General features: G+C 64.1%; 22 protein-coding genes. 10 read left to right on the forward strand and 12 right to left on the reverse strand.

Going from position 1 to position 25569, the window contains the following annotated elements; genetic code table 11:
• Positions 1 to 39 precede the first annotated feature (39 nt).
• The 5 genes from JOE66_RS10255 to JOE66_RS10275 all read right to left on the reverse strand — a co-directional run bounded on the left by JOE66_RS10255 (position 40) and on the right by JOE66_RS10275 (position 3559).
• Positions 40 to 1182 carry an FtsX-like permease family protein gene (locus tag JOE66_RS10255; RefSeq protein ID WP_205109143.1) on the reverse strand — a complete coding sequence of 381 codons (1143 nt, stop codon included), beginning with the start codon at positions 1180 to 1182 and terminating at the stop codon, positions 40 to 42.
• 8 nt (positions 1183 to 1190) lie between these two features.
• Complete coding sequence (locus JOE66_RS10260) at positions 1191 to 1823, reverse strand: ABC transporter ATP-binding protein (protein WP_205109145.1); 633 nt, start codon at positions 1821 to 1823, stop codon at positions 1191 to 1193.
• Between the two features lie 8 nt (positions 1824 to 1831).
• Entirely contained in the window at positions 1832 to 2917 is a 1086-nt protein-coding gene (locus JOE66_RS17270; RefSeq protein WP_205109147.1) for a peptidoglycan-binding domain-containing protein, read from the reverse strand.
• On the reverse strand, positions 2914 to 3141 hold the full coding sequence (locus tag JOE66_RS10270; protein WP_205109149.1) for a hypothetical protein: 228 nt from the start codon (positions 3139 to 3141) through the stop codon (positions 2914 to 2916). The genes JOE66_RS17270 and JOE66_RS10270 overlap by 4 nt, the downstream gene beginning before the upstream one ends.
• A gap of 94 nt (positions 3142 to 3235) precedes the next feature.
• On the reverse strand, positions 3236 to 3559 hold the full coding sequence (locus tag JOE66_RS10275) for a hypothetical protein (protein ID WP_205109151.1): 324 nt from the start codon (positions 3557 to 3559) through the stop codon (positions 3236 to 3238).
• 138 nt (positions 3560 to 3697) lie between these two features.
• On the opposite strand from JOE66_RS10275, the gene JOE66_RS10280 reads away from it, so the two are divergent.
• Positions 3698 to 4324, forward strand: a complete 627-nt coding sequence (locus JOE66_RS10280; RefSeq protein ID WP_205109153.1) for a hypothetical protein — start codon at positions 3698 to 3700, stop codon at positions 4322 to 4324.
• Between the two features lie 173 nt (positions 4325 to 4497).
• Here JOE66_RS10280 and JOE66_RS10285 read toward each other — a convergent pair whose 3' ends face one another.
• Positions 4498 to 5931, reverse strand: coding sequence for a hypothetical protein (locus JOE66_RS10285; RefSeq protein WP_205109155.1), 1434 nt, complete (start codon positions 5929 to 5931; stop codon positions 4498 to 4500).
• 282 nt (positions 5932 to 6213) lie between these two features.
• Positions 6214 to 7215: a DnaJ domain-containing protein gene (locus JOE66_RS10290; RefSeq protein WP_205109157.1), complete on the reverse strand. Its 1002-nt coding sequence runs from the start codon at positions 7213 to 7215 to the stop codon at positions 6214 to 6216.
• A 138-nt stretch (positions 7216 to 7353) separates the two neighbouring features.
• Between JOE66_RS10290 and JOE66_RS10295 the strand changes: the two genes are divergently transcribed.
• Together JOE66_RS10295 and JOE66_RS10300 are read left to right on the forward strand one after the other, a co-directional pair.
• Positions 7354 to 8226: an aldo/keto reductase gene (locus JOE66_RS10295; RefSeq protein ID WP_205109159.1), complete on the forward strand. Its 873-nt coding sequence runs from the start codon at positions 7354 to 7356 to the stop codon at positions 8224 to 8226.
• Positions 8223 to 9101, forward strand: coding sequence for an SDR family NAD(P)-dependent oxidoreductase (locus tag JOE66_RS10300; protein WP_205109161.1), 879 nt, complete (start codon positions 8223 to 8225; stop codon positions 9099 to 9101). The genes JOE66_RS10295 and JOE66_RS10300 overlap by 4 nt, the downstream gene beginning before the upstream one ends.
• A 29-nt stretch (positions 9102 to 9130) precedes the next feature.
• Here JOE66_RS10300 and JOE66_RS10305 read toward each other — a convergent pair whose 3' ends face one another.
• On the reverse strand, positions 9131 to 10225 hold the full coding sequence (locus JOE66_RS10305) for an LLM class flavin-dependent oxidoreductase (protein ID WP_239518279.1): 1095 nt from the start codon (positions 10223 to 10225) through the stop codon (positions 9131 to 9133).
• Positions 10226 to 10359: 134 nt separating this feature from the next.
• On the opposite strand from JOE66_RS10305, the gene JOE66_RS10310 reads away from it, so the two are divergent.
• Both JOE66_RS10310 and JOE66_RS10315 read left to right on the forward strand, forming a co-directional pair.
• Complete coding sequence (locus tag JOE66_RS10310; RefSeq protein ID WP_205109164.1) at positions 10360 to 11415, forward strand: MBL fold metallo-hydrolase; 1056 nt, start codon at positions 10360 to 10362, stop codon at positions 11413 to 11415.
• A gap of 66 nt (positions 11416 to 11481) precedes the next feature.
• A complete protein-coding gene (locus tag JOE66_RS10315) occupies positions 11482 to 12975 on the forward strand; it encodes an LCP family protein (protein WP_205109166.1) in 1494 nt (497 codons plus the stop codon).
• Between the two features lie 64 nt (positions 12976 to 13039).
• Here JOE66_RS10315 and JOE66_RS10320 read toward each other — a convergent pair whose 3' ends face one another.
• Entirely contained in the window at positions 13040 to 13777 is a 738-nt protein-coding gene (locus JOE66_RS10320) for a hypothetical protein (protein ID WP_205109168.1), read from the reverse strand.
• Between the two features lie 82 nt (positions 13778 to 13859).
• A complete protein-coding gene (locus JOE66_RS10325; protein ID WP_205109170.1) occupies positions 13860 to 15395 on the reverse strand; it encodes a glucose-6-phosphate dehydrogenase in 1536 nt (511 codons plus the stop codon).
• A 171-nt stretch (positions 15396 to 15566) separates the two neighbouring features.
• On the opposite strand from JOE66_RS10325, the gene JOE66_RS10330 reads away from it, so the two are divergent.
• From JOE66_RS10330 to JOE66_RS10350, 5 genes are all read left to right on the forward strand, one after another.
• Positions 15567 to 16562, forward strand: a complete 996-nt coding sequence (locus JOE66_RS10330; protein ID WP_205109172.1) for a hypothetical protein — start codon at positions 15567 to 15569, stop codon at positions 16560 to 16562.
• A gap of 333 nt (positions 16563 to 16895) precedes the next feature.
• Complete coding sequence (locus tag JOE66_RS10335) at positions 16896 to 18380, forward strand: MDR family MFS transporter (protein ID WP_205109174.1); 1485 nt, start codon at positions 16896 to 16898, stop codon at positions 18378 to 18380.
• Between the two features lie 158 nt (positions 18381 to 18538).
• On the forward strand, positions 18539 to 20179 hold the full coding sequence (locus tag JOE66_RS10340; RefSeq protein ID WP_205109176.1) for a helix-turn-helix domain-containing protein: 1641 nt from the start codon (positions 18539 to 18541) through the stop codon (positions 20177 to 20179).
• A gap of 183 nt (positions 20180 to 20362) precedes the next feature.
• Positions 20363 to 21886 (forward strand): acetaldehyde dehydrogenase ExaC, encoded by a 1524-nt coding sequence (exaC, locus tag JOE66_RS10345; protein ID WP_205109178.1) that lies wholly within the window; start codon positions 20363 to 20365, stop codon positions 21884 to 21886.
• Between the two features lie 149 nt (positions 21887 to 22035).
• On the forward strand, positions 22036 to 22494 hold the full coding sequence (locus JOE66_RS10350) for a DUF779 domain-containing protein (protein WP_205109181.1): 459 nt from the start codon (positions 22036 to 22038) through the stop codon (positions 22492 to 22494).
• A gap of 102 nt (positions 22495 to 22596) precedes the next feature.
• On the opposite strand, the gene JOE66_RS10355 is transcribed toward JOE66_RS10350, so the two are convergent.
• Positions 22597 to 23763: an LLM class flavin-dependent oxidoreductase gene (locus JOE66_RS10355; RefSeq protein ID WP_205109183.1), complete on the reverse strand. Its 1167-nt coding sequence runs from the start codon at positions 23761 to 23763 to the stop codon at positions 22597 to 22599.
• 124 nt (positions 23764 to 23887) lie between these two features.
• Positions 23888 to 25495 carry an HNH endonuclease signature motif containing protein gene (locus tag JOE66_RS10360; RefSeq protein WP_205109185.1) on the reverse strand — a complete coding sequence of 536 codons (1608 nt, stop codon included), beginning with the start codon at positions 25493 to 25495 and terminating at the stop codon, positions 23888 to 23890.
• Between the last annotated feature and the right edge of the window lie 74 nt (positions 25496 to 25569).

The raw sequence follows: 25569 nt of genomic DNA on the forward strand, positions 1-25569 counted from the left end.
CGACTCCATAATCCGCCCTCTCACCCCATCCCGCACCGCTCAGGGCACACGAAGCTCACGCAGGGGCTCGCGGGTCGATGCGATCAGCGCCGGAATGACTCCTGCACTGATGCTCGTGACGAGAGCAAGCACGACAACGGCGACGCAGAAGGCAGGCGCTGGCACCGGGCTGCCCTGTATGAGGAGGAGCGCCACAGCCACCACGCTGCCGACGATCGAACCGGCGACAGCCTGTAGTCCAACGGTTACGAGAAGCAGCCCGATGACCAGCCTTCGAGAGGCACCGAGAACCCGTCGGCGACCGAAGTCCTTTCTTCGTATCATGACGAGGCACGAGAGGATCATGGCCACGAGAACCGCGCCAGCCACGAACACCATCAGAACAAACGACTGGCCGAACACCCCGAGTTGGGCACCGACTCTCTCGCGAAGCTGAGCCAGTTGTTCGCCGGATGTGACTGTGACCTTGGTAGAGTCATCGACGGCAAGAAGCGAGCTCACCGTCGAGGTGAGGGCCTCCACCTGCGATGCTGTTGAAGCAACGACGATGAGTACCGAGACCGGACGAGGATCGACACGCGACCGTTCGGGTACCAGAACGGCCGGGCCGATGAGATCGAGATACTCGGGCAGCATCACAGAACCGACGACGTCGACGATCTCCTGGGACTGGACGTCTTTCACAGCGCCGACCCCGTCGCTCAAGCCGAGGAGCCACTTCGCGCGGAGGTTCGTGAATGCCCGGCTGGAACCGGGCGTGTCCGCGGGCCTGCCGACGCCCATGATGCGCCAACCTGCACCGTAAGCCGGCCGAAGCGCGACTCTTGTGCCCCCTTCGATGGCGGCATTCGTCACATCGCTCGCGGGTCCCAGCGCCCCGACCCACTCGACTCCGTGCAACGGCGCGAGGCGGTCGAGTACTCGGGTGTCGAGGCCCGATGCCGCCTCTGCGCGCACCACGAGGATCCGTGTGCCCACGGAGTCGATGTTGGCGAGCACCGCATCGCTTTCGGCGATGTTACGCCCGGTCGTGAGCATCACGGTGAAACACAGTGCCGCAACAACACCGACGGTCGTCATCGAAACCACCCGCATCCCGAGCAGTGATGCAATCGCCTCTAGAACAACAGCGCCGACGAATTTCACGGCTGGTTTCACGGCTGGTTTCACGGCTGGAGTCACGGCTCACCTCACAGCACGACAGAGCGGTCGCACTGTGCGACGAGCGTCGAATCGTGGGTGGCGACGACGACGATCGCGCCGGCAGCTGCTCGCCTACGGAATGCCCCTGTCACAATCTCGGCAGAAGCGGCGTCGAGATTGCCAGTCGGCTCGTCTGCGAGGATGATCGCCGGATCGCTCAGGAGTGCTCGGCAGAGTGCGATGCGCCCGGCCTGGCCACCCGAGAGCCGTCCCGGCCTCGAATCAACGTGGCCCTCGACACCGAAAGACTCCAGAAGCGCCAGCGCCTTGCTTCTGGACCTGGATCGCGGTTCAGATCGATAGAGACACGTCTCCAGCACGTTGTCGAGAATCGTCCGCGTCGAATCGAGACACGCGTCCTGGAACACGAATCCGATCAGCTGGGCGCGAAGGCGTGCCCGTGCCGCGTCTCCGAGTAGAGAGGTATCGGCACCGTTGATCGCGACGTCGCCCCGGTCGGGCTTCACCATGAGCCCGAGCAGGTAGAGGAGGGTCGACTTGCCCCGACCGGAGAAGCCGGTGAGTGCCACCATCTCTCCTGACGTGAATGTCTCGCTGAACCCGTCGAAGAGGGTCGAACGCTGGTCGTAACCGAACGTGAGGTTCTTGGTTTCGAGCATGGGGCCAGTCACTGGCGCTCCACTTCGGGAACGCGAACCGCGAGTCCGGGCCTGATGCCCGTCACCACGGACTGCCCGTGAGCCTGCGCCTGAACGATGACGGGGTGGACCACCCCTAGTTCGTCGACGACTGAGAGTGCCTGCTGGGCATCGGACTGCAGCGCCGCCGACGGCACGACGGTGCCGGTGACCGCCGGTACCGTGACAACGCGCGAGGGGAGAAGCGTCTGCCCGACGAGACCGACGACGTCGCACTCGTCACCGCACACCGCACCACTGCCCTCAGCCGGATCGACCGAGAGGGCCACGGCGCCCGATTCAGCAGACATTCGCTCGCCGACAATGCCGTGCCAGGTGTGCCCTGCGCCATCGTCGATCTCCACCCGACTCGAATCCGGTATGGCGCCGGACTGCGCCTCACTCACCGGGAGGGTGAACTGGGGCGCATCTCCCAGACCCAGAAGAACCTGCTCGCCGCCGACAAGGGTGCCCCCTCGAAAGACGGACTCGGCTCTGACGGCGATTCGAGCAGGAAGTCTGGGGACGAAGATGACGTCTCCGGGCGATACCTCGCCCGTCGGCTCGAGACCGAGGGACGACTGCCACAGGGATACGGCCTCGAGGGTGCCTTCACCCGCAGAACCGTCAGTCGGTGCATCGAAGAATCCTCCCGAACGCAACATCTCCTGGAGCTGGGAGACATCGGCCCCGCGCGAGCCTCTTCCGATCATCCGGAAGGCCGGCACGTCGCCCGAGGCCACGACGACCGGCCGCAGGTTCACCGAATACACCTGCGTACCCTGGGTAACCAGCTGATCGGGAACAAGATCGACCGAGGTGACGACGCCCGCGGCTCGATTCGTACCGACGGGCGAGGCAGGCCACGAGGCCGAGACGTTGAGGGTGAGCTGAGCACTCACCTCACCCTCAACGGCATCGGCCACGGAGTACCCTGCCTGAGCAGGGCCCGCGGCAGCGGGGGCCGCGACTGTCAGGGCTGCCCAGGCAGAGAGCGCGCACACACTCGCGAGGACGACGATAACGATCGCCACGAGCGCCAGCGGGTGCGCTGCCCGACCCGTGCGGGATTTCACGAGTGGGCCCCTCCTGCCCTTCGGATGATTGCCGCCAGGGCCCACACCACCTCCGTCTCGAGGCCGCTGACCTCGTCGAGCACCCTCCTGTCGAACCGGCCGAGCGATACACCTGCTTCTGCACAGGCCAGCTGCAGCGCGTGGGCTCGGCCAACAGGGCTTCGCCGCGCGCTGGTCGTGGCATCGGCCAGCGTTTCGAACGGCCCGTCATTCCCGGTCGTCATTCACGCTCTCTTTCGCATTCGTCATACGTGACTGTTGAAGCTGGTCATCGGTGGGTCAATCGCGCTCTTCAATGGTGATCGCGCGCACCGGGCCTCAGAATGAACCGTCTGCGCACGAGAAGGCGTAGCCCGTCTCTGTGCCGGTGGGAAAACTGATCTGCATCGTGACGACCCCGTTTCCCGATGAGAAGCGGTGGAATCCCGCCCCGAACGTGCGACTCGACCAGTCGACCGCGTTAGCTTGGTGATGGTGGATGCTCGTGCCGTTCACATAGGCGGTCGATGCCGCCGACGGGCCGCCGAATCCGCAGACCTGTGAGCCGAAATTCGCCGAATTCGCGTTCGCGCCCGGAGCCCCGCAGAGCACAACGGCGCCGGTGATGGCGAGTACCGCTAGAGCGCCTGGGATGATCTTCATGGTTGTTCCTTTCGTTGCCCACTCCTGGCTGTGCCACCGCGCTGCCGACGAACGCCCTGGTCGATTGGTCCGGGGACACGCAGACGGTTGACGGTGGTTGCAGACAGTGGGATTCTGGTGGTGATGAATCCTCACTATATGCCTCATGCTTTTTCGCCACAATCATCCGAACGGCGCGTCGCCAGACCACCCAGGAGAGCGCGCCGCACCGCAGGCCCGGCGGCGCTCACCGTATTGGCAGTGCTCGCGGCTGCGGCCGTCCTCACGGGTTGCGCAGGCGCAGATCCGGCCCTGCAGCCGCCAGAGCCCCTATCGGTTGCTCACGAACCGCCAGGACTGACGCTCAGCGGCTCTCCGGTCGTCGATGCGCTCTACCACTGCCTCACCGAGCACGGGTGGCAGGTCGTACTGACGGACGACGGGGCAATCGAAGCCTCCAGCGCCACCATCCCTGCCGAGCAGTACGACCTGTATGTGAAGGACACGTGGCAGTGCAATCTGGTCGTCACTGCCGAATTCCCCGTGGATGACCGGCAGAAGAATCTGCTCTACGAAGCCGAACTCGCTGAACGAACGTGCCTTCAGAATCACGGCTACACCGTTGCTGAACCGCCGACTCTCCAGACGTTCCTGAGTGAGTACGACACGCACCCCTGGTCAGCCGTCGCGACATCAGATCTCGCGACGCTCAGCCAGACCATGTCCGAATCGGATTGGGCCGCCATCAACAGGGAGTGCCCCCAGCCGATTCCTGGTGGCCTCTGATGAGGTGAGCCCAGACCCGACCCTGGTTCTGAGGGTGGAGTGCTGACGTCGGTTGTCGAGGCCGACGGCTGCGCTAGCCGCTGAGGCTCACGGCTGCGCTAGCTGCTGAGGCTCACGGCTGCGCTAGCTGCTGAGGCTCACGGCTGCGTCAGCTGCTGAGGCTCACGGCTGCGTCAGCTGCTGAGGCTCACGCCTCGGGCGGCGCCGAAGTCGATGTGCAGGTGCGTGCAGGTGTCGTCGAACTGAACCATGTTGTTCAGGGAGATCGAACGGCCGCATCCGGCCTGGCCGACATTCGTGCCCGCAGGAACGAGCGGGTCGAGAAGTTGGATGAGTTTGAGCGAGTCGGCATCTGCGCCAGTGAGTCCGTGGCCGTTCAGAATGTAGAAGTCGACCGCGTGACCCCCACCGTTGGCGTAGTGGGACGACGCAGTGCCCGCCCCCTCGATCTGACCTGTGCAGTGGCGGTTGATGTCACTCACGCCGACCTTGCTGAAGTTGTCCACGGCCACTTTGATGGTCTGGAGCACCCGGTAGTCGACCCCGCACCCGTTAACCGCCTGACCGTTCGCGAGGTTGCGGATCTCCTGGATGTGATCGGGAAACGAACCGACCAGCTTGCCGGAGGCCACATCGGCGACCAGTTCGGCCGCCAGCGCCTGCACTGTCGGCGAAACGGTGGAACCTGTGGTGGAATCCATTGCGGCAATGTCGCCGGTCGTCGTGTACCCGTCGCGAAGCGACGTCTGGCCGTTGACACCGGAAACGGTGAGGCTCTGGATACCGAGCTGGCTCGACGCAGAAAGGTTGGCATTGGCTACGGAGTTCGAATCCGAATAGGCGTAGGCCGGAAGCGCCAGTGTGGCAACCAGACCAGCCGTTGCCACCATGACGACGGTGCTCGCGATTGTGCGCTTGCGATCCCGTGGCCCAGCACCGCGATGCCGGCGATTGGCGCGGGCCGCCAGTTCCGGGCCTCTCGGGCGAATCGAGGCTCCGGCACTGCGGGGCTCGGTCGCGCCGGTCAGTCTTTCGATACGGGGTGCGGGGGCGGACGCAACCGCCCTCACAATCGGCACCGACTTCGTCGGGGCTGTCGAAACCGACAGGTTGACTGTCGGCACAATGCCTGTCGGCACAGTGACCATCGGCACAACGCCTGTCGGCACAGCGCCTGTCGATGAAACGACCCTCGGCACCGCGACCATCGGCACAGCGGCAGCGATCGATGGGAGAGAATCTGCCTGTACTGAAGCCGTGGCTACAGCGAAAGTCGCCGGTTGTGTGACAGCTCGTGCCGGTGTGGGCATCTCGGTCGCCGCAATCGCCGCGGTGGGTGCTTCAGAAAGAGCCGAGGATGCGGCCGACATACCCGCCAGCTCGCGCATGCGACGTTCGCGCCGCGTCTCGGCGGCAGGCGCAACGGCCGGAGCAATCGGGGACGCCGTCACGGACTGGTCGAGTGCACGCATGCGGAGTTCGCGCCGGCTCACTGTCGATCCAGCATTGGAGGCCCTGGCAGCAGAGTCTGATTCACCGGGAGCAACGAGTCGAGTTGGTGGTACCAGATGCCTGAGGCCTTCTGGTATCTCGCTCGAATCAGTCACGTGTAGATGTCTCCTGGTGCATGGTGGCGCAGTGGTGCTGCGGGCCTGGTGGGTCTCACCGGCTTACGCGGGAACGGCGAAGGCAAGCGTCCGAACCCATCGATTCTCTCTTCGGGTGAAAGAAGCGACTTCTCGAGGTTATGCGTTCGTTACCAATTTGTCACATCGTGACACGAACTTTCAGCTTCCCTTGAGGTGCCCGACATTGCAGTGCGACGCAACTACACGAAGAAGATACCCGCAGGAATGACACGAAGCGACCAGACGAAGCGTATGGAATGACTAGACGAAGCGAATGGAATCCTGCAGTCGCGAGCGCAATTCGAAGATGCGGTCGACGCTCGCCCGCTCCTCACCGCCACGCCCGCCCGGCACAACGCCGGAGACCCCGTTCCGCAACAATTGCGGCAGCACAGAACGGCGCACGACGACCGCTCCGGCGAGACGACCGCGCTCCACCTGGGCGCAACCCACCGCCAGATCGTCATCGGGGACAACCACCACGAGAGCAGTGAATGTGACGCCGAGCGACTTCGAGAGCATCCGTGCGCTTTGGCCCAGGCTCCTGAGAGGATCTTCATCGTCGGCGATGTCGTCACCGACCAATTCAGACTTCGACAGGCGCACCTCACTCCCCCAATCATGCGAGGCGATTGCGAAAAGCCCGGCGGGCCCCAGCACCACGTGGTCGACGTTCTCACCGGTTCGACCAACCAGCACGTTGTTCCAGACCGTAAAGCCGATGCCCATCGTCGAGACGATCCGCGCCGTCTCCTCCTCGGCTATGGCCTTGGCGAGCCAGCGGCGAATCTCCCGCGGAGCCGAGCGCACCAGCGCGGGGTCGTACGGATCTGTGAGTTCCACTCCCCTGCCGACCCATTCCCGAATGAGTGTGAGGTAGTGCACCCGCTCGTCCCCACCGGGGTGCCCGAACGATCGCGCCTTGAGGGTCGACGGGGTGCCGCGCGAAGCACCGGATGCCCGGCCCCCCATTCCCGCACCGGGGCTGCCAGCCGAATCCCCTCCGGCGCCGCCCGCTGGCCCCGGCCCACCAGACCGGTCGAAACGGTTGCCAGAACCGGCGTCGTAGATCGCGCGGTCGGCAGCGGTGCCGATGCGGCTCCACGCAGCCTGGACCGCCTGGAACTGAATGGCGCTTCCACCGGTATCGGGGTGCGTCTCGCGCAATCGCAACCGGTAGGCGCGACGCAGTTCGTCTTCCGTCGATGTCGGGCTCACACCGAGTACGTCGTAGGCGCTCTGGGCTGCCGGGCTCTCGGGCATCGCTGGGGCTCAACTCATTTCTCAACAGGGCTATCACGGCAAACGGGGCCATCACGGCAACAGGCACATCACGGCACCGGCTTCACAGCAGGCACGCACAACTCGTACAGACAGACGATAGCTGCCTAAGCTTGAAACATGACGACAAGCGCTGCCAACTCTGCTGTTCCCAACCCGGCTGTTCCCGACCCGGCTGTTCCCACCTACACGCTGAACAACGACACCGACATTCCCCAATTGGGCTTCGGAGTGTTCAAAGTCGACCCCGACAAGACGAGCCGCATCGTCACCGATGCACTGGAGGTCGGCTACCGCCACCTCGACACCGCTGCCATCTACCGCAATGAAGAGGGGGTGGGCCACGCCATCGCCGGGGCTGGCATCCCGCGGGAAGAACTCTTCATCACCACCAAGCTCTGGAACACCGACCAGAACAGCGCCGCAGCCGCGTTCGAGAAGAGCCTCGGCCGACTGAAGCTCGACTACGTCGACCTGTACCTGATCCACTGGCCGACGCCGGAGAAGGGCACTTTCGTCAAAGCCTGGAAGAGTCTCGAGGCGATCAGCGCCACGGGTCGGGCCAAAGCGATCGGCGTCTCGAACTTCATGATCCCGCACCTCGAAACCCTCCTCGCCGAGACGTCGATCGTTCCTGCCGTCAACCAGATCGAGTTGCACGTCGATCTCCAACAGACCGAGCTCCGTGCATTCCACGAAGCCCACGGCATCGCAACAGAGGCCTGGGGGCCCCTCGGCCAGGGCCGGATCAACTCCTCGACCGAGTTGCTCGCGATCGCCGAGGCCCACGGCAAGACCGTGCCGCAGGTCATCCTTCGCTGGCACCTGCAGCTGAATACCATCGTCATTCCGAAGTCGAACAACCGCGACCGCATGGCCGAGAACATCGATGTGTTCGACTTCGAACTGACCGACACCGAGCTGGCGACCATTGCCGGGCTGGACCAGGGTGAGGCTGGCCGGGGCGGCAGTCATCCGCTGGCAGTGAATTGAGCGAAGCAGAAGCGACGCCCGGATCGCTCACCCCGCGAACCGTCGTCATCACGGGCGCAAGCGACGGCATCGGCGCAGCCGCAGCACGATTCCTGACCAGGCGTGGCGACAACGTCGTGATCGTGGGCCGGTCGCCGGGCAAGACCCGGGCGATCGCCGGCGAGCTCGCGAGCGACTACATCATCGCCGACTTCGCCCAGCTCGACGACGTTCGCAGCCTCGCCCAGACCCTTCGCGAGCGTTACCCGGTCATCCATGTTCTCGCCAACAACGCCGGCGGCATCATGTCGAAACGTGAAGACACGGTCGACGGCCACGAGAAGACGCTGCAGGTCAATCACCTAGCGCCATTCCTGCTGACCAACCTGCTCATCGACAGGTTGTCGGCAAGCCGAGCGATTGTGATCAACACCGCGAGCGTCGCGAACAGCCTCTACGGCCGACTTGACCTCTCCGATCTGGATGCCCGGCAGAAGTACTCGCCGAACCGCGCGTACGGCAACGCGAAGCTGGCGAACATCCTCTTCACCCGGGAACTCGATTTTCGTTACCGCGATTCCGGCCCGGAAACCGATACGCCAGGGGCCATCGCGACCGCGGCTTTCCACCCCGGCATTGTCGGCACGAGCTTTGCCGCGGACTCCACCAGTCACCTGCGGTTCGTCTATCGCACCGTGCTCGGCCGACTCATGCTCACTCCGGACCGCGGTGCAGACACCCTGAACTGGCTTGCAACGACTAGACCTGGCATCGACTGGGTACGCGGCGAATACTACGAGAAGCGAATGATCCAGAAAGCGAACAAGCAGGCCTACGACCCTGCGCTTGCCCATGACCTCTGGGAGTTGAGCGCAGGGATGGTCGGGTTGGCCTGAACCAACGTCTGAACAGCCGGCCCCGGAAACTAGACCTGGACTGCAACCTCGAGTTCAGCGAGACGTTCGCGAACCTGCGGCACGACGCGCGTTCCATACAGCTCGATGTTCTTCATCATGCTCTCGTGCGAGAGGGTGCCCGCCCCGTACTTCATGTCGAATCGATTGACTCCGAGCGCGGCGACGTTGCGAGCGATCTTCTCAGCGACCGTGTCGGGTGATCCGACGTAGAGCGCGCCTTCCGGGCTCGCCTCAGCGTCGAACTGCAGCCGCGTCAGGGGCGGCCAACCACGGCTGGCACCGATCCGTGCGTGCATGGCCTGGTAGTGCGGAAAGAATTCGTTGCGTGCATCGACGTCGGTGTCGGCGACGAATCCGGGAGAGTGCATGCCGATCGGCAGCAGGGGCGTCTCCAGCTGTGCAAGGGCGCGCTTGTACAGGTCGACGTACGGAGCGAACCGCACAGGTGACCCACCGATGATCGCGAGCATCATCGGCATTCCATAGCTCGCAGTGCGAACAACCGATTCCGGGCTTCCACCCACACCGACCCAGGTGCGCAGCGAGCCGCTCTCGGTGAGCGGAAAGACCGACTGGTCGGTGAGCGACGCACGCGTGGTACCGCTCCACGTGACCGGCTTCTCGGTGATGAGAGAAGCGAACAGTTCGAGTTTCTCCTCGAACAGGCGCTCGTAGTCAGCGAGGTCGTAACCGAACAACGGGAACGATTCGGTGAAGGAACCGCGCCCCAGGATCACCTCTGCACGACCGTTCGAGATCGCGTCGAGCGTTGCGAAACGCTGGAACACCCGCACGGGGTCGTCGGAGCTCAATACGGTGACCGCTGAACCGAGATGGATGCTCGACGTGCGTGCAGCGATGGCAGCAAGTACCACGTCGGGGGCTGAGACCGCGAAGTCTTCACGGTGGTGTTCACCGACTCCGAAGAAGCTGAGGCCGATCTGGTCGGCGAGCACGCCTTCGTCGACGACATTGCGGATCACCTGCGCCTGGGAGACGGGTTGGCCGCCTGGCGTCTGGGTGACATCGCCGAAGGTGTCGAGGCCGAATTCGATCCCGGTCACTGCTGTCGTCTCCGCTGTCATGTCAGCCTGCTGCGTCATTTCCTTCTCCACTCACTGTTCTGCACTTCATGATTCATGCGTTTGCATACAGGCCAACATGCTGCGCCGTGATTTATTCCGCGTCCTTGTGTGCTCAGTCTCGCGAATTGGCGCAGAGGTAGTCTGGAGACACGATGCAGCCCGCGAGCGAGCAAGAATACCGAGCGTCGCTCGACGACACTCTCCCCCTGCCCGAAGCAGTCGCGCCAGGCGTCTTCGTGGTGTCGCAGCCCATTCCCTCCAGTCACGTGCCGTACACGCTGAGCTACTTCATCGTCGACACTGCCGGTGCCGTTCACCTCATCGATCCCGGGTGGGACTCCGACGAGAACTTCTCTCGTCTCCAGGCAGCCCTCACCGCGTTCGGCTCGACAATCGATGCCATCGAGTCGATCCTCGTCACCCACCTGCACATCGACCACCTCGGAATGGCCGCGCGCCTCCAAGCCGCGACCGGCGCCCCTATCGTGATGCACGAGAGCGAACGCGACTCCCTGCGGGCGGTCCTCGCTCAGCAGAACAACAGCGGCAGTGACGCGGCAGACGATCCCGACCGCGCCCTTCTCCTGGACTCGTGGGGTGTCCCCGCAGATCGCCGACTCGAACTCCTCGCCGCACCACGACTCGGCTCGGCGATTGCGTCGACGACAGCCGATCGCGGCGTCGTTCACGCGGAGACGCTCGACATTCCCGGGCATGAGTTGCAGGTCATCCATACCCCCGGGCACACGCCGGGCCACCTGTGCCTGGTGAATACCCGACGCAAGCTGATCTTCACAGGCGACCACATCCTCCCCACGCTCTACCCGGGGCTCGGGCTCGGCGCACGTGTTGCCAGCCCTCACTCGAACCCTGTTCCGGCCAACCCGATCGCCGACTATCTCAGCTCGCTCGACCGTGTTGAGCCCTTCGACGACTACCTGGCGCTACCAGGGCACGGCTACCGATTCACCGGCCTGGGTGAACGGCGCGTCGATACCGAGCTGCACCACCTGACCCGGTCGCGTCAAGTCGCGGCCATCGTCTCCGAAAAAGGCCAGGTGTCGGTTTGGCAGATCGCTGAGCGGGTGAGTTGGTCGGCGGGCTGGGACAACCTACCCCCCTTCAACAGGATCTCCGCACTCGCCCAGACCGAGATGCACCGTGATTTCGTCACATCGGCCGAGGGGCGTTCCCGGCTGCAGTGCTGACTGTTTTCCACCAAGAGCCGGGTCGTTCAGGGTCTGCACACCTCGATCTGCCTAGGCTCATACCCGATGACTACCGTGACCCCGCCCCATCAGCAGCCCCACCAGCACCGGCCGCTCACACCCGAGCAGCGCCGGCGTCGGCGTCGGCGCCAGGTCACGACCCGGTGGATCGTCATCGTGGTGGTGCTTGCCGTCGTGGTCACGGGTGGGTACGTCGCCTACAACTACCAGAGGTTCGTCAACGGAATCACTCACATCGACGGCATCGGCAGCAACGGCGGCAGCGGGAAAGACCAGAACATCCTCCTGGTCGGCGACGATCATCGCCCCGACAACGCGACTCCGGAGCAGCTGGCCGCGCTCGGTACCGAGCAAGACGGCGGTGGTACCTCGACCGACACGATGATCGTCGTTCATCTTCCTGCCGATGGCAGCTCCGCGACCATGATCTCGCTGCCGCGTGACTCCTGGGTCGACATCCCCGACAATGGCAAAGGCAAGCTGAATTCGGCGTTCGTGCTCGGCACCGAGAACGGTGGAGGCGACGCCGGGGGCGCGAAGCTGCTGATCTCGACCATCCAGAACCTCACCGGCCTGACGATCGACCACTTCGTTCGCGTCTCCCTGCTCGGTTTCTACAACGTGGTGGATGCGCTCGGGCCCGTGCAAGTCTGCCTCAATGAGGCGGTAAACGACCCCTTCTCCGCAATCAATCTGCCCGCCGGTGTCTCCGAACTCAACGCCTCGCAGGCTCTCTCGTTCGTGAGGCAGCGCCACGGACTGCCCCGCGGTGACCTCGACCGCGAAGTGCGACAGCAGTACTTCCTCTCGGTCGAAGCGCGGCAGATCCTCTCGGCAGGAACCCTGCTCAACCCCGGCAAGCTCGCGAGTGTTCTCGACGCGATCAGTTCGTCGATCGAGACCGACTCCGGGCTGAACATCATCGATCTCGCAGCCCAGATGCGAAACCTGAACGCAGACAAGATCTCCTCGGCCACCATTCCCATCACCGGCACACCGACGATCACGGTCGACGGCAGCGACGTCTCGATCGTTGAGGTCGATACGGCCGCCATGCCCGCGTTCATCCAGGGCATCGTCAATCCCGGCGGCTCCGGCTCGTCTGGTTCGGCTTCGTCGTCGCCGTCAGCGTATGACTCCGCGACGGCATCGAATGTCGGCGACGTCACCGTGACGGTGCTGAACGCGAGCGACTCCGACGGCGTCGCTGCATCGAACACCGATGCCCTGGGCGGGTTCGGATTCAAGACAGGCACTCCCGACTCTGCGGCCACCCGCGCCACAACCACCATCCAGTACGCTCCGGGCAAAGAGGCAGACGCGAAAGCGCTCGCCGCCTATGTGCCGGGTGCAGCGCTCGAGGAGTCGTCGGACGCCACTGATGTCACACTCATCCTCGGAACCGACGGCCTCGCGGTTGTCGACCCGAGCGCAGCTGCCCCAGCCGCGAACGATGCTCCCGCGAGCACACCGGACTCGTCGGCCCCCGCAACGGAGGCCCCGACCACCAGCTACGCGTCAGGCTCCTGCATAAACTGAACCGTCTCCAGCTCGAAACGTCCGCAGCCCAGCGCAGCGCAACACAGGTCAGCGCAGCGTCAGCTCAGCGCATCGCCTTCACGTACGGCCGGTGCCCGATCGCCAGATCGACGCAGATGGCGCAGAGGATGTCGCGCTGCAACTCGGACAGCTGACCGGTCACGATGAGACGTGTCCCCTGGACAAGAATGGGCAGGGAGCTCCTCCCGGACATGTTCGTGAGATCGGCCAGGTCGCCGATGACCCCGTCGAGGCCCAGGTTGTTGAGACCCAGCCGCCAGGCGTTGGGTTGCAGGATCACATCGAGCCGCCCGATCTCCGGCCCCGCGGAACCAGGCGCCGTCTCACCGGCCTGCACACGCAGTCTGTACAACTCGGGTGATTTCGGCTCCACGGGATCGGGGATGATCGTGAAGAGGTGCGTTCCGTCAGCCAGCGTCACCGTCGAAACATCGCCACGCTCCACTGTGGCAAGCGCCACCCCCGTTGAACCCGCTGTGGATGCGCCCGACCCCCGGATGACGCGGGTAGGGTCTCCCCCGCTCGTCACCACCGTGATCACCGAGCCGTCGCGCATGGTCATCACGTGCTGGCCCGAACCACCGTTCTTGAAACCGAAGAGAACACCGAGCTTCGAACCGACCCCGTCTGCCCCACCCTGCTGCGCTACCGCCAGCGGAGTGCTTGCAGGCCCGTCGTTGAACGTGAGAACGAGCGCGTTGTTCGTCTTTCGGGTGACACGGCCGATGATCATCGTCGGAGGCGTCTGGGTCACGAGGGGTTCGGGCTGCATGTCTGACATACCCTCAACACTACGCCGAACATGACGGATCATCAACGACCGCGTGCGTCGATGTCCATCGCCCTCGCTCGCGTTAACGGTCTCACCGCGGGGTGATGTCGCGCCTCCACGCCGCGGGACCCTCACTGCCAGCACGGTACTCCTCGAGAGGCACTTCATTCCTTCGCCACGAGTTCAGCACCGGCGCGACGATCCGCCAGCACGTCTCCGCGACATCGCCCCTGATCGAAAGCGTGGGGTCGCCCCCGAGCACACCCCGCATGACCTCGCCGTATGCGGTGATGGGCGCAGCATCCAGCGTCGCCGACAGGTCGTGCCGGTCGAGCCCGAATGGGTCGCCGTCGCCATTCATGGTCAACTCCAGCGTGACCGACGACGGCTTCAGCCCCACCACGATGCGTTCCGGCCGCTCTGTGCCGGTCAACCCACGCGGCACGAACCCCACGGGCTTCAGGGTCAGGATGATCTCCTTGCGCGGCACGCCGATCGCCTTGCCCGACCGCAGTACGAACGGCACGCCCGCCCACCGCCGGGTGTTCACTTCGACCACCAGCTCGGCGAGGGTCTCGGTCTCGCGCGAGGGGTCGACGCCCTTCTCCTTTGCGTAGGCAGGCATGCTTCTGCCGCGGCCCTTCTCCCCGCTGCCTGAATCACCACTGCGTGGATCAGCGCTGCGCGAATCACCACTGCCTGAATCACCACTGCGCGCGTCCCCATCCACGGTGCCCGCGGTGTATCGCGCACGCCTGCTCGGCAACGAAGTGCCTGGGAGAACCGGCGGCCCCGACCAGACCTCGGTCGCTCGCAAGACCTGCGCCGTCGCCGCACGGAAGTCGACGGGATCGATGCTCGCCGGCGCCTCCATCGCCACGATCGACAGCACCTGGAGAAGGTGGGACTGCAGCATGTCGACAAGCGCGCCTGAGGTGTCGTAGTAGCCGGCGCGGCCTTCGAGTCCCAGGTCTTCGTCGTAGACGATCTCGACCTTCTCGACATTGTCAGCGTTCCAGACGGGCTCGACAAGGCGGTTCACGAACCGGAGTCCCACGAGGTTGAGAACAGTCGCCATTCCGAGAAAGTGGTCGACCCGATGGATCTGCTCCTCTGGCACGACTCTGAGCAGCCGGCGGTTGAGTGTCGCGGCGCTGCGGGAGTCCGACCCGAACGGTTTCTCGACGGCCAGGACCGCTGTATCGAGAACCTTGGTCGCTTCTGCGCTCAACTTCGAGAGGGTATCGGCGACAGTGAGCACAATCGCTGGCGGCAGGGCGAAGTAGATGATCAGGCCAGCACGCACACCCTCGATGATCCGGTTCAGGTCGGCCTTGGACGTCGGGTCTGCCACAACGTAGTCGGCCGCCGCGACAAGGGCGCGGGCATCCGCTGCCCTCACCCCCGCCTCGGCGAGCGCTGCGTTCACCTGCTTCTGCCAATCGGCGCGGCTTCGCTCCGAACGCCCGGAGCCCACGATGCGCAGCCCCGCGACCATGTCCCGATCGGCAGGCACCTCGCTCGCAACGAGACTGGCAAGCCCCGGCAGCAGTAGCCGCTGCGTGAGGTCGCCACTGGCACCGAGAATGAGGAGTGTTCTGGGCCGCGAATTGCGCTCTGGGGTCATGCTTTCCAGCGTATTGTTCGGCAGGCGCATTCGCTCGGTCTGTACCGACGGCTTGACAGGGGGCTTCGAGCATAAGTCCGATGTCAAGCTCCGGGTCAGAATCCGGGTCAGATTCAGGGTCAGCTATCCTTGGGATGCGCGTGCGTCTCCGCTGCATGCCAGGGGGGAATCATGAGCATCGTCGCGTCCAGGCCTCCGGCTCCTACTCGCCGCACAAAGCTGATTGGACTTGTCAGCTTCTCTGTTGTCGTTGCACTCCTGACCGCGGGAGGCGTCACGGCGAACGTGATCCACAATGCCGAGCTCCACGACAGGGCGGTCGCGTCAGCACAGCAGGCCGAGTCCGAGCTGATGGCAGCGGGCACTGCACAGGATGCTGCGCTCTCCGAGCTCGAAACGGCAACGGCTGCGCTCGATTCCGTTCGCTCCGGACTCGCCTCGACGGTGGCCCAGACCGACGGATATGTCGGGGTCGATGCGCAAGCTGGTGCGACGGCCCAATTGGCGTTGATCGACAGTGAGCAGAAGAAAACCACTGTCTCGACGGCACAAACAACCTCCTCGGCACTCCCGACCGACCCAGACCCGGCGTCGCTTCGCCCGAACCAGCTGGCCGAACTGACGACCACGATCGCGCGGCAGATCTCCGCTGTGCAGGCTCGCGCAGCCGACATCACAGCCACACTTGCCGAGGTGAATGCTCAACTCGTTGCCAGCCAGGCCGCCCTCGTCGCGCTGGCGAATTCGGTCCCGCCTGCGAGTGCCGCACTGATCGCAGACAACCCCAGCGCAGAGCAGGGAGCGAAAGATGCGCTCACGGGCGCACTCGCGGCACTCGCGACTGCGACTGCGACTGCAACTGCAACTGCAACTGCGACTGCGAAGACGACGACAACCGACGTAGCTGCTCTGACGAACGCCTTGAGTGGCTACGTGACGGCGGCGAAGGCCGTGCAGAAGAGCAATGCCGACCAGGTTGCAGCCCAACAGGCGGCTGCTGATGCACGGAAACGATCTGCATCGTCTGGATCGTCGTCAACGTCGTCGGGATCGTCGTCAGGCCTCACCAAGATCTTCACGTTCCCCACCCCACCGGTATTCATTATCCCGATTTCACCCGTAGCCGGCCCCGTTCCCGCCCCGACATCCAGCGCAGCCCCCAACTGAGAGGGACCCGACTGGGACGGCCCCAACTGAGACGCCCCCGATCGTAGTCTGTGCTCACTGACCTTCTGGGTGCACATCAGTCGAGAGTGCACATCAGTCGAGAGTGCACATCAGTCGGGGTGCACATCGGTCGAGACTGCACATCGGTCGAGACTGCGCAATGTACTTCGCGCTGGTCAATGAAAAGGGTCAAACGGGCGTAGCCTGACTTCCTGAATGTGAAACTCGCCGTCAATTGGATCACCATGAGAATCATCTGCCTTTCGTGATGCACGAACCAGCGCACTCAGTCACCAGCGCCGACACCGTGGTCGCCGACACCGTGGTTTCGCCATGACAGGCGCGGCCACCCGCGCTGACGTCGGCTTCCGCTCCGAGCGTGGCCCCGTACTCATCGCCCTCATGCTCACCACGGGCCTCGTTGCCATCGACTCGACGATCCTCGCAACATCCGTGCCCTCGATCGTCAGTGACATCGGCGGCTTCTCCCAGTTTCCCTGGTTGTTCTCGATCTACCTGCTCGCCCAAGCGGTGTCGGTGCCGGTCTACGCGAAACTGAGCGACACGCTCGGGCGCAAGCCGATCATCCTCGTCGGTATCGGCCTGTTCCTGGTCGGCTCGATCCTCTGCGGTTTCGCGTGGAGCATGCCGGCACTCATCGCCTTCCGCGTGGTGCAGGGGCTCGGCGCGGGAGCCGTGCAGCCGATGGCGGTCACGATCGCCGGCGACATCTACACCGTGGCCGAACGCGCAAAAGTACAGGGCTACATCGCGAGCGTCTGGGCTGTCTCCTCTGTCGTCGGCCCGACCCTCGGTGGCGTCTTCTCGGAGTTCGTGTCGTGGCGCTGGATCTTCTTCGTCAACATTCCGCTCTGCTTTCTCGCAGGGTGGATGCTCGTGAAGAACCTGCACGAGAAGATCGCTCCCCAGAAACACACGATCGACTACGCGGGTGCGGTGTTGCTCACCCTGGGCCTGAGCGCGCTCATCCTGGCGGTGCTCGAAGGCGGACAGGCCTGGGCGTGGGACGCGCCGGCCAGCATTGGGGCGTTCGTTCTGGGGGCTCTGCTTCTGGTCGCGTTTGTGCTCGCCGAGCGCCGGGCCGCTGAGCCGATCCTGCCCCTCTGGGTCTTCTCGAGGCGACTCCTGTTGACGACGACCCTCGTGTCGCTCGGCGTCGGAGCCATCCTTGTCGGGCTCACCTCCTTCGTGCCCACATTCCTCGAGGGTTCGATCGGTGTCACGCCCATCGTCTCCGGGCTGGCCGTTGCAGCACTCACAGTGGGCTGGCCGATTTCGGCATCTCAGTCGGGGCGGCTCTACCTGCGACTCGGCTTCCGTCGCACGGTGCTCATCGGCGTCGGCATCGCTGTCGTCGGTACGCTCGCCCTGACCTTCACCGCCAGTACGCCCAACCTCTGGTTGACCGCCGCGAGCTGTTTCATCGTCGGCCTGGGTCTCGGGCTCGCCGCCACACCCGCGCTGATCGCCGCACAATCGAGCGTGCCGTGGAACGAACGTGGTGTCGTCACGGGAACGAACCTGTTCGCCCGCTCCATCGGCAGCGCCGTCGGAGTCGCGATCTTCGGCGCGATCGCGAATGGCATCTATGCGGCGCACAGTGTTGGAGCGGCATCCGGAGCGGGATCCGGCGCAGGCACCCAGCATGACGCGGCGGTCATCGCCCTCGCGTCAGGCAGTGCGTTCATCGCGATCTCAGTGTGCGCTGCGGCGACGATCTTCGCGGCCGCCGCGATGCCCGAAGCTCGCGTCGAAGACGTTGAGCGCGCCCGGCCCGCTCAGGGCCAGGCGCGGTAGACTCGCGAAAGGTCACCGCAGACCAGACAAAAGCTCACAAGAATCCCCGCTCATTTCGCTCAGCACCACCTGCGCCAGCTGAACGCTGGCCAGACAACGCTCGCAAGCTGAACACTCACCAGCTCAACGCTCGCCAGATCAACGCAGATCGGAGAACCGTGGCCAGTCCCTGGGTAGTCTCCCCACCCGACAGCCGTCATGACGGCCCGCGCGAACGCGCGCTCTCCCAGGCTCAGGCGCACGATGCACTGATCGGCGCCGGAACGAGCTTGGAGCACACGGGCACAAGCGTTGTCGACGCCTCGGGCATCCGAACCGGCGCGAAGAGCGCTCCCGACCACTCTGTGGAAACGAGCCATGCCGTTGGAGCCGACTATGCAGACGCGGCTGGGGTGCGCCGCCTGGTCGAGGAGTCCTGGAAACGCTCGCTGGCGCGAAAACTCGACCCCGATACGCTGCTTCCACGATTCGACCTCGACGACGAGACCCTGCGCGAGTACCGCAGGGAGCATCCCCTGTCACTGGTGCTGCCGATCATCCACCGCCTGTTGATCGCCCACACCTTCGAGAGCGGGCTCATCGTCGCTATCGGGGACCAGGCGGGCCGGTTGCTCTGGATCGACGGTGACCGCGAACTGCGCCGCCGCGCCGAGGGCATGTATTTCGTCGAGGGTGCGGACTGGTCTGAGGCAAGCGTCGGAACGAGCGCCCCCGGCACGGCCCTGGCGCTCGACCACGGCATCCAGATCGGCGGGGCCGAGCATTTCAACCGCATTGTTCACCCGTGGAGCTGCACCGCCGTTCCCGTGCACGACCCGGCCACAGGCGACATTCTCGGAGTCATCGACATCACCGGCGGCGACGACGCCGTCTCTCCGGCGACCATGCCCCTGCTCGAGGCCGCAGTGGCCGCCGCGGAATCCGAACTGCGCATCCACCAACTGGCCCGGGCCCACCCCAGACTCGGCCTCACCACGCAACTGAGACTGCCATCGCGGGTAGGCGGTGGTCCTGGGTGGCCGGGCGCGGGCGCGCACGTCGTTGCCAACACGAGCGCGGTCATGATCACCGACACGGGCACCGGCATCGGCATCGGCATGAGTCCCAGCTCAACCGGCAACGCACCCGGCACCGTCGAGACCAGCGCCCGCTCATCGAGCGGCACGAAGAAGCCGCGAGCAACGGATGCCCGGCAACTCAGTGTGCTCGGCCGCGAGCTTGGCCGTCTCACTGTCGGCACAGAAGGCAACGCTGAAACCAACACAGTCGAACTCAGCGCCCGTCACACCGAGATCCTGACCCTCCTCGCGTGGCACCGCCGCGGGCTCTCGGCCGATCAGCTGGCCCAGAAACTCTACGCTGCCGACAATTCGGTCGCCACCCTGAGAGCCGAGATCGTGCGATTGCGTGCCGTGCTGGCAGAGGTCGACCCGTCCGTGGTCATCGAATCACGCCCCTATCGACTCGCCCCTCCACTCGAACTCGACGCTCACCGCGTGCTGGCATTCCTCGAACGCGGGGCGCACCGTGTCGCCCTGGCCGCGTACGTCGGCCCCGTGGTGATGGGGTCGACTGCGCCCGGGGTTGTGGAGATCCGCGACGAGATCAGTACAAACGTGCGCGAATCACTGATGACCGATGCCTCGGCAGATGTGTTGCTGGCGTACGCCCACACTGATGAGTGTGCCTACGACCGCGAGGTGTGGATCGCCTGCCTTCAGCGTCTGCCGGCGCAATCACCGAAACGGGCATCCGTCGTCTCACGCATCGAACGCATCGACACGGAGCTCAAGCGCTGACTTCTGGCGACGCCCAACCGCCCCGCAACCTCTCGCAACCTTTCTGCAACGTGGACGGTCGTAGTGTCACCGTCACAGCCTGAACTCCGGCTGTGAAGCACGTGCTCGACAGCACGTACGCGACAGCACACACGACAGCACACACGACAGCACAAACGACAATGACGTCAGAAGGATGCAGACATGACCGTCTACGCAGTGCCCGGAACCCCCGGGTCCAAGATCACTTTCAAGCCCCGCTATGAGCACTGGATCGGTGGCGAATGGGTCGCCCCCGTGAAGGGCCAGTACTTCGAAGACATCTCGCCCGTCAATGGCAAACCGTTTGCAGAGGTCGCCCGAGGTACGCACGAAGACATCGATGCGGCGCTCGACGCTGCCCACAAGGCAGCACCGGCCTGGGGCAAGTCATCACCTGCCGCGCGAGCCGCTGTGCTCAACAAGATTGCCGACGTGATCGACGCCAACCTCGAGCTCCTGGCGGTGGCAGAGACGTGGGACAACGGCAAGCCCATCCGCGAACCACTGAACGCCGACCTCCCGCTGGCGTCTGATCACTTCCGCTATTTTGCCGCCGCTATCCGGGCTCAAGACGGCGATCACGCCGAGCTCGACGGCGACACTGTGGCCTACCAGTTCCACGAACCCCTCGGCGTGGTCGGGCAGATCATTCCCTGGAACTTCCCGATTCTGATGGCCGTGTGGAAGCTCGCTCCGGCGATCGCTGCGGGCAACACTGTCGTTCTGAAGCCGGCCGAGCAGACCCCGGTCTCGATCCTCGTGCTGATCGAACTCATCGGCGACATCCTGCCTCCCGGTGTGATCAACATCGTCAACGGCTTCGGCGTCGAGGCAGGTAAGCCGCTGGCGTCAAGCCCGCGCATCCGCAAGATCGCCTTCACCGGTGAGACCAGCACCGGTCGCCTCATCTCGCAGTACGCGAGCGCCAACCTCATCCCCGTGACCCTCGAGCTCGGTGGCAAGTCCCCGAACATCTTCTTCAAGGATGTCGCCGACGAGAACGATGCGTTCTACGACAAGGCACAGGAGGGCTTCACTCTCTTCGCCTTCAACCAGGGTGAAGTCTGTACCTGCCCCAGCCGCGCGCTCATCCAGAAGCCGATCTACGACTCATTCCTCGACACGGTCACCGCTCGCACGGCCAAGGCAATTCAGGGCAACCCCCTCGACACCGACACCCAGGTCGGCGCCCAGGCATCGAACGACCAGCTCGAGAAGATCCTGAGCTACATGGACATCGGCAAACAGGAGGGCGCAAAACTCCGCCTGGGTGGCGAGCGTGCTGACCTCGGCGGAGATCTGACAGAGGGCTACTACGTGCAGCCGACGATCTTCGAGGGCCACAACAAGATGCGCCTGTTCCAGGAGGAGATCTTCGGCCCGGTTGTCGCTGTCACCTCATTCGACGACTACGACGACGCGATCTCGATCGCCAACGACACCCTCTACGGCCTCGGCGCCGGCGTCTGGTCGCGCAATGGAAACGTGGCGTACCGAGCGGGTCGCGACATCCAGGCGGGTCGCGTATGGATCAACAACTACCACGCCTACCCCGCTGGCGCAGCATTCGGCGGCTACAAGAGCTCGGGCATCGGTCGCGAGAACAACAAGCTCGCCCTCGACCACTACCAGCAGACCAAGAACCTGCTGGTGTCGTACTCCGAGAACGCGCTGGGCTTCTTCTAAACCGTCACCCGCGACACAGGAGGCGGGTTTCGGCACAACGCTGTGCTGCTCGATGAGTGGTATTCCACCACTGGTTGAGCAGCGCAGCGAATCGAAACCCTCCTCAAAACCCCGACAAGCGTAACGTTCTGAGGAGAGAGAAGGTCACCATGCTCGACACGACCGCAGCGCCGCTCGAAGCGGCAGTCACGATTCCTGGAGAAACCCTGTCGCGCGTGTCCCTCAGCGCGACCGCCGTCGAGCTTCTCCGCAAACTCTGGCTCACGTATGGACCACTCATGTTCCACCAGTCCGGCGGATGCTGCGACGGAAGCTCCCCGATGTGCTATCCCGAAGGCGACTTCATCACCTCTGACAACGATGTGCTCCTCGGGACCTTCGACATCAGCCCAACCGCCGTCTCGCGAAACGAAGATGCCGGCTCACCCACGGAACCCCAGTCCATAAACTTCTGGATGTCATCCGAACAGTTCGCCTACTGGAGCCACACCCACCTGACGGTCGATGTCGTCAAAGGCCGCGGCAGTGGCTTCTCGGTCGAGGCCCCAGAGGGTGTTCGATTTCTCATCCGGTCACGCCTGATGGACACAGCGACTCCGTTCGTCTAGCCGGTCGCCCTGTACAGACCTACCCAGCGCTCACCATTCCTGCGCTCATCTTTTCTGCGCTGGCCTTTCCGCGCTGGCCTTTTCTGCGCTGACCCATTCTGCTCAGACGCGTTCGGATTCCCGTTCAGCCGGCGAATCCACAGATTCAGCGGCAGCCGCCGAGGTAGACGAACCGTTCGAACCCGCAGCTTCACGCGCGAGCGAAGCAGCAACCAGCGAGGCATGAGTGGGCCCTTCGGGCACAGTCGCAGGCCGGTTCACGGCGAACTCCTTGCGCAACACGGGCACAACTTCTTCGCCCAACAGGTCGAGCTGCTCGAGCACCGTCTTCAACGGCAACCCCGCGTGGTCCATCAGGAAGAGCTGGCGCTGGTAGTCGCCGAAGTATTCACGCATCGACGCGTAGCGATCGATGACCTGCTGCGGGCTCCCCACGGTCAATGGAGTCTGCTCGGTGAAGTCCTCCAGAGACGGCCCGTGCCCGTAGACCGGGGCCTCGTTGAAGTACGGGCGGAACTCGTCGACGGCGTCTTGCGAATTCTTGGCCATATAGGCCTGCCCGCCGAGCCCGACGATCGCCTGGTCGGCAGAACCGTGCCCGTAGTGTTCGAAACGCTGGCGGTAGTAACTGATGAGCTGCATATAGTGCTCTTTCGGCCAGAAGATGTTGTTTGCGAAGAACCCATCACCGTAGTACGCGGCCTGTTCCGCGATTTCGGGTGACCGGATGCTCCCGTGCCACACAAACGGAGGCACCCCGTCAAGCGGGCGAGGCGTCGACTGGAACCCCTGCAGTGGAGTGCGGAACTTCCCCTCCCAATCCACGAACTCTTCACGCCACAACCGGTGCAGCAGCGCGTAGTTCTCGATCGCCAGCGGAATACCCTGGCGGATGTCCTGCCCGAACCACGGGTAGACCGGGCCAGTGTTGCCGCGGCCCATCATCACGTCCATTCGCCCATCAGAGACGTGCTGGAGCATCGCGTAGTCTTCAGCGATGCGCACAGGGTCGTTCGTCGTGATCAGCGTCGTCGACGTGCTCAGGATGATCTTCTCGGTCTGGGCCGCAATGTAGGCCAGCATCGTGGTCGGCGACGACGACACGAATGGCGGGTTGTGGTGCTCCCCCAGCGCAAAGACGTCGAGCCCGACCTCTTCGGCCTTCTTGGCAATGGCAACGATCGCCTTGATGCGCTCGTGCTCGGTCGGGGTTGTGAGGTTGGTGGGGTCTGTGGTCACATCGCTGACGCTGAAGATTCCAAACTGCATGATGCCCTCATTTCTATGCTTACGCATTGACATTCGAATCAACGAGCATCTGGGTCGAACTATTCCGTACTGGTCCCACATTCACTCCTCAGAGTATTCGCTAATCGCAACGCAGTCACCGTCGTCACTGTCTGGTTCGTCTCCCGGTGCAGGGTCGGGGTGTTTGTGTCCAGTCGATCTCGGGCGGCGGGATGATGTGCGGTGCGCCCTGACGCATGACGAGTTTCCATCGGCTCTTATGCACATTCGAATGATGAAAATGGCACAACAGCACCCCGTTATCAGTATCCGTTCGGCCGGGTAAGTATCCCTTGTCACGCCAGTCGAGAACATGATGGGTCTCACACCACGACGGGGGTCTCCCACAGTCCGGCCACACACACCCACCATCCCGGGCGGCGAGGGCCCTGTTCTGCGCCGGAGTGAACAGCCGTTTCGTCTTCCCGTGCTGCAACACCCGCCCCTCACGCATCAGCGTCGCAATCACATCCCCGTGACACAGCAACTGCTCAATACTCGTCACCGGCACGGGCTGGTCAACACCGTCAACCCAGCCCACACCCCGACCCTCGACGATGTCTTCCAGGGTGACGTGCACGTTGACCGTCGGACGCGCCCCACACAGTGCCGGCATGTCGGGTAACCCCGCGACCCGGTCGATGTACGCCGTGAACCCATCAGCCAACAACTGCTCACGCGTGCGGGTGTCAGCCAACACCGGGCTGACCTCCTCCTCGCCGTCATCATCGGCGAAGAAGCGTGGGCCGCTACCGTTTCTGCCGCGGACACCATCACCGATGGGCATCGAAGAACCATCCTCGACCTCGCCGCCGCCCGAACCCTCAGAAGCACCAGAACCATCAGGAGCATCAGGAGCATCACCAGAATGAGAGCCATCACTGGCGCCCGGGGCCTCGCCGTTGTCTGCGAATCGGGGAAGTCTCGGGCTGAGGATGGTTTGGGCGATGGCCTGCCACTTCGCCCCCTGCACCGCCGTGAGCAGACCACCGACCTTGAAACTCCCGTCAGCCTGCTGCCGCAACCACAACCCGCGCTTGTCTTCCAACTCCCGAGCTGTCGGCTCGGCACCATCAGGATCCAAATGCCCCTGCCACTGCGCCACCATGATCGCCACCTGATCCGCCGACAACCCCAACCCCACATCGGTCGTCGGATCAGCGGCGAGCACCACCATCCGTTCACACTCATGCAGATCCGCACCGAACCCCACCCGCCTCGCCGACTCGCCCAGCATCCGGGTGATGACCTGCGCACTATCCACTCCGAGCCGGCCAGAACGCAGAGCCTCCTGTACGGAAGGGAAATTACTCTCATTCACCAATCCCACCACCGACATCGACGACCTAACCGCCGTACCCAGTCGCACCCGGCCTGCCGCGGTCTTCTTCGACACCCCCGTCAAACCACTGATCAACGACACGACATCTGCGCACCCATGCTTCACGGTCAACCGGTCATCACCGTGCTCACGTTTGGACCGTTCGGCAAGCTCCCCAGCCGCCTCGACAACGATCCCCTCCGCACACCGCAGCAACGCCTCACCAGCCACCGCCCAGGCCAGCAGTTCCTCGTCGGCAAGCCCGCAGGGCGCGGCAGCCCCAAACCCACCAGACGACATTACAGCCTCCACCGCCGCACGCAGCGCAGAAGCCCGAGGGTCATCCAAGCCCTCAGGCGACGACCCGGGAAACCCGGCAGCTGGTGTCTTCATACCCCCATTCAAACACCCACCACTGACAATCCCTCACCAAATCAGGGCTCCCGCGAACATCAGTGGAGAACTAC

Source organism: Subtercola frigoramans, assembly GCF_016907385.1.
Taxonomy (GTDB): Bacteria; Actinomycetota; Actinomycetes; order Actinomycetales; family Microbacteriaceae; genus Subtercola; species Subtercola frigoramans.

What these genes read in the sequence shown, in the direction of transcription:
- JOE66_RS10260 (WP_205109145.1), bottom strand. Translation starts at nt 1,823, where the DNA reads ATGCTCGAAACCAAGAACCTCACGTTCGGTTACGACCAGCGTTCGACC.
- JOE66_RS10270 (WP_205109149.1), bottom strand. Translation starts at nt 3,141, where the DNA reads ATGACGACCGGGAATGACGGGCCGTTCGAAACGCTGGCCGATGCCACG.
- JOE66_RS10275 (WP_205109151.1), bottom strand. Translation starts at nt 3,559, where the DNA reads ATGAAGATCATCCCAGGCGCTCTAGCGGTACTCGCCATCACCGGCGCC.
- JOE66_RS10280 (WP_205109153.1), top strand. Translation starts at nt 3,698, where the DNA reads ATGCCTCATGCTTTTTCGCCACAATCATCCGAACGGCGCGTCGCCAGA.
- JOE66_RS10290 (WP_205109157.1), bottom strand. Translation starts at nt 7,215, where the DNA reads ATGCCCGAGAGCCCGGCAGCCCAGAGCGCCTACGACGTACTCGGTGTG.
- JOE66_RS10295 (WP_205109159.1), top strand. Translation starts at nt 7,354, where the DNA reads ATGACGACAAGCGCTGCCAACTCTGCTGTTCCCAACCCGGCTGTTCCC.
- JOE66_RS10305 (WP_239518279.1), bottom strand. Translation starts at nt 10,225, where the DNA reads ATGACGCAGCAGGCTGACATGACAGCGGAGACGACAGCAGTGACCGGG.
- JOE66_RS10310 (WP_205109164.1), top strand. Translation starts at nt 10,360, where the DNA reads ATGCAGCCCGCGAGCGAGCAAGAATACCGAGCGTCGCTCGACGACACT.
- JOE66_RS10315 (WP_205109166.1), top strand. Translation starts at nt 11,482, where the DNA reads ATGACTACCGTGACCCCGCCCCATCAGCAGCCCCACCAGCACCGGCCG.
- JOE66_RS10320 (WP_205109168.1), bottom strand. Translation starts at nt 13,777, where the DNA reads ATGTCAGACATGCAGCCCGAACCCCTCGTGACCCAGACGCCTCCGACG.
- JOE66_RS10325 (WP_205109170.1), bottom strand. Translation starts at nt 15,395, where the DNA reads ATGACCCCAGAGCGCAATTCGCGGCCCAGAACACTCCTCATTCTCGGT.
- JOE66_RS10330 (WP_205109172.1), top strand. Translation starts at nt 15,567, where the DNA reads ATGAGCATCGTCGCGTCCAGGCCTCCGGCTCCTACTCGCCGCACAAAG.
- JOE66_RS10335 (WP_205109174.1), top strand. Translation starts at nt 16,896, where the DNA reads ATGACAGGCGCGGCCACCCGCGCTGACGTCGGCTTCCGCTCCGAGCGT.
- exaC (WP_205109178.1), top strand. Translation starts at nt 20,363, where the DNA reads ATGACCGTCTACGCAGTGCCCGGAACCCCCGGGTCCAAGATCACTTTC.
- JOE66_RS10350 (WP_205109181.1), top strand. Translation starts at nt 22,036, where the DNA reads ATGCTCGACACGACCGCAGCGCCGCTCGAAGCGGCAGTCACGATTCCT.
- JOE66_RS10355 (WP_205109183.1), bottom strand. Translation starts at nt 23,763, where the DNA reads ATGCAGTTTGGAATCTTCAGCGTCAGCGATGTGACCACAGACCCCACC.
- JOE66_RS10360 (WP_205109185.1), bottom strand. Translation starts at nt 25,495, where the DNA reads ATGAAGACACCAGCTGCCGGGTTTCCCGGGTCGTCGCCTGAGGGCTTG.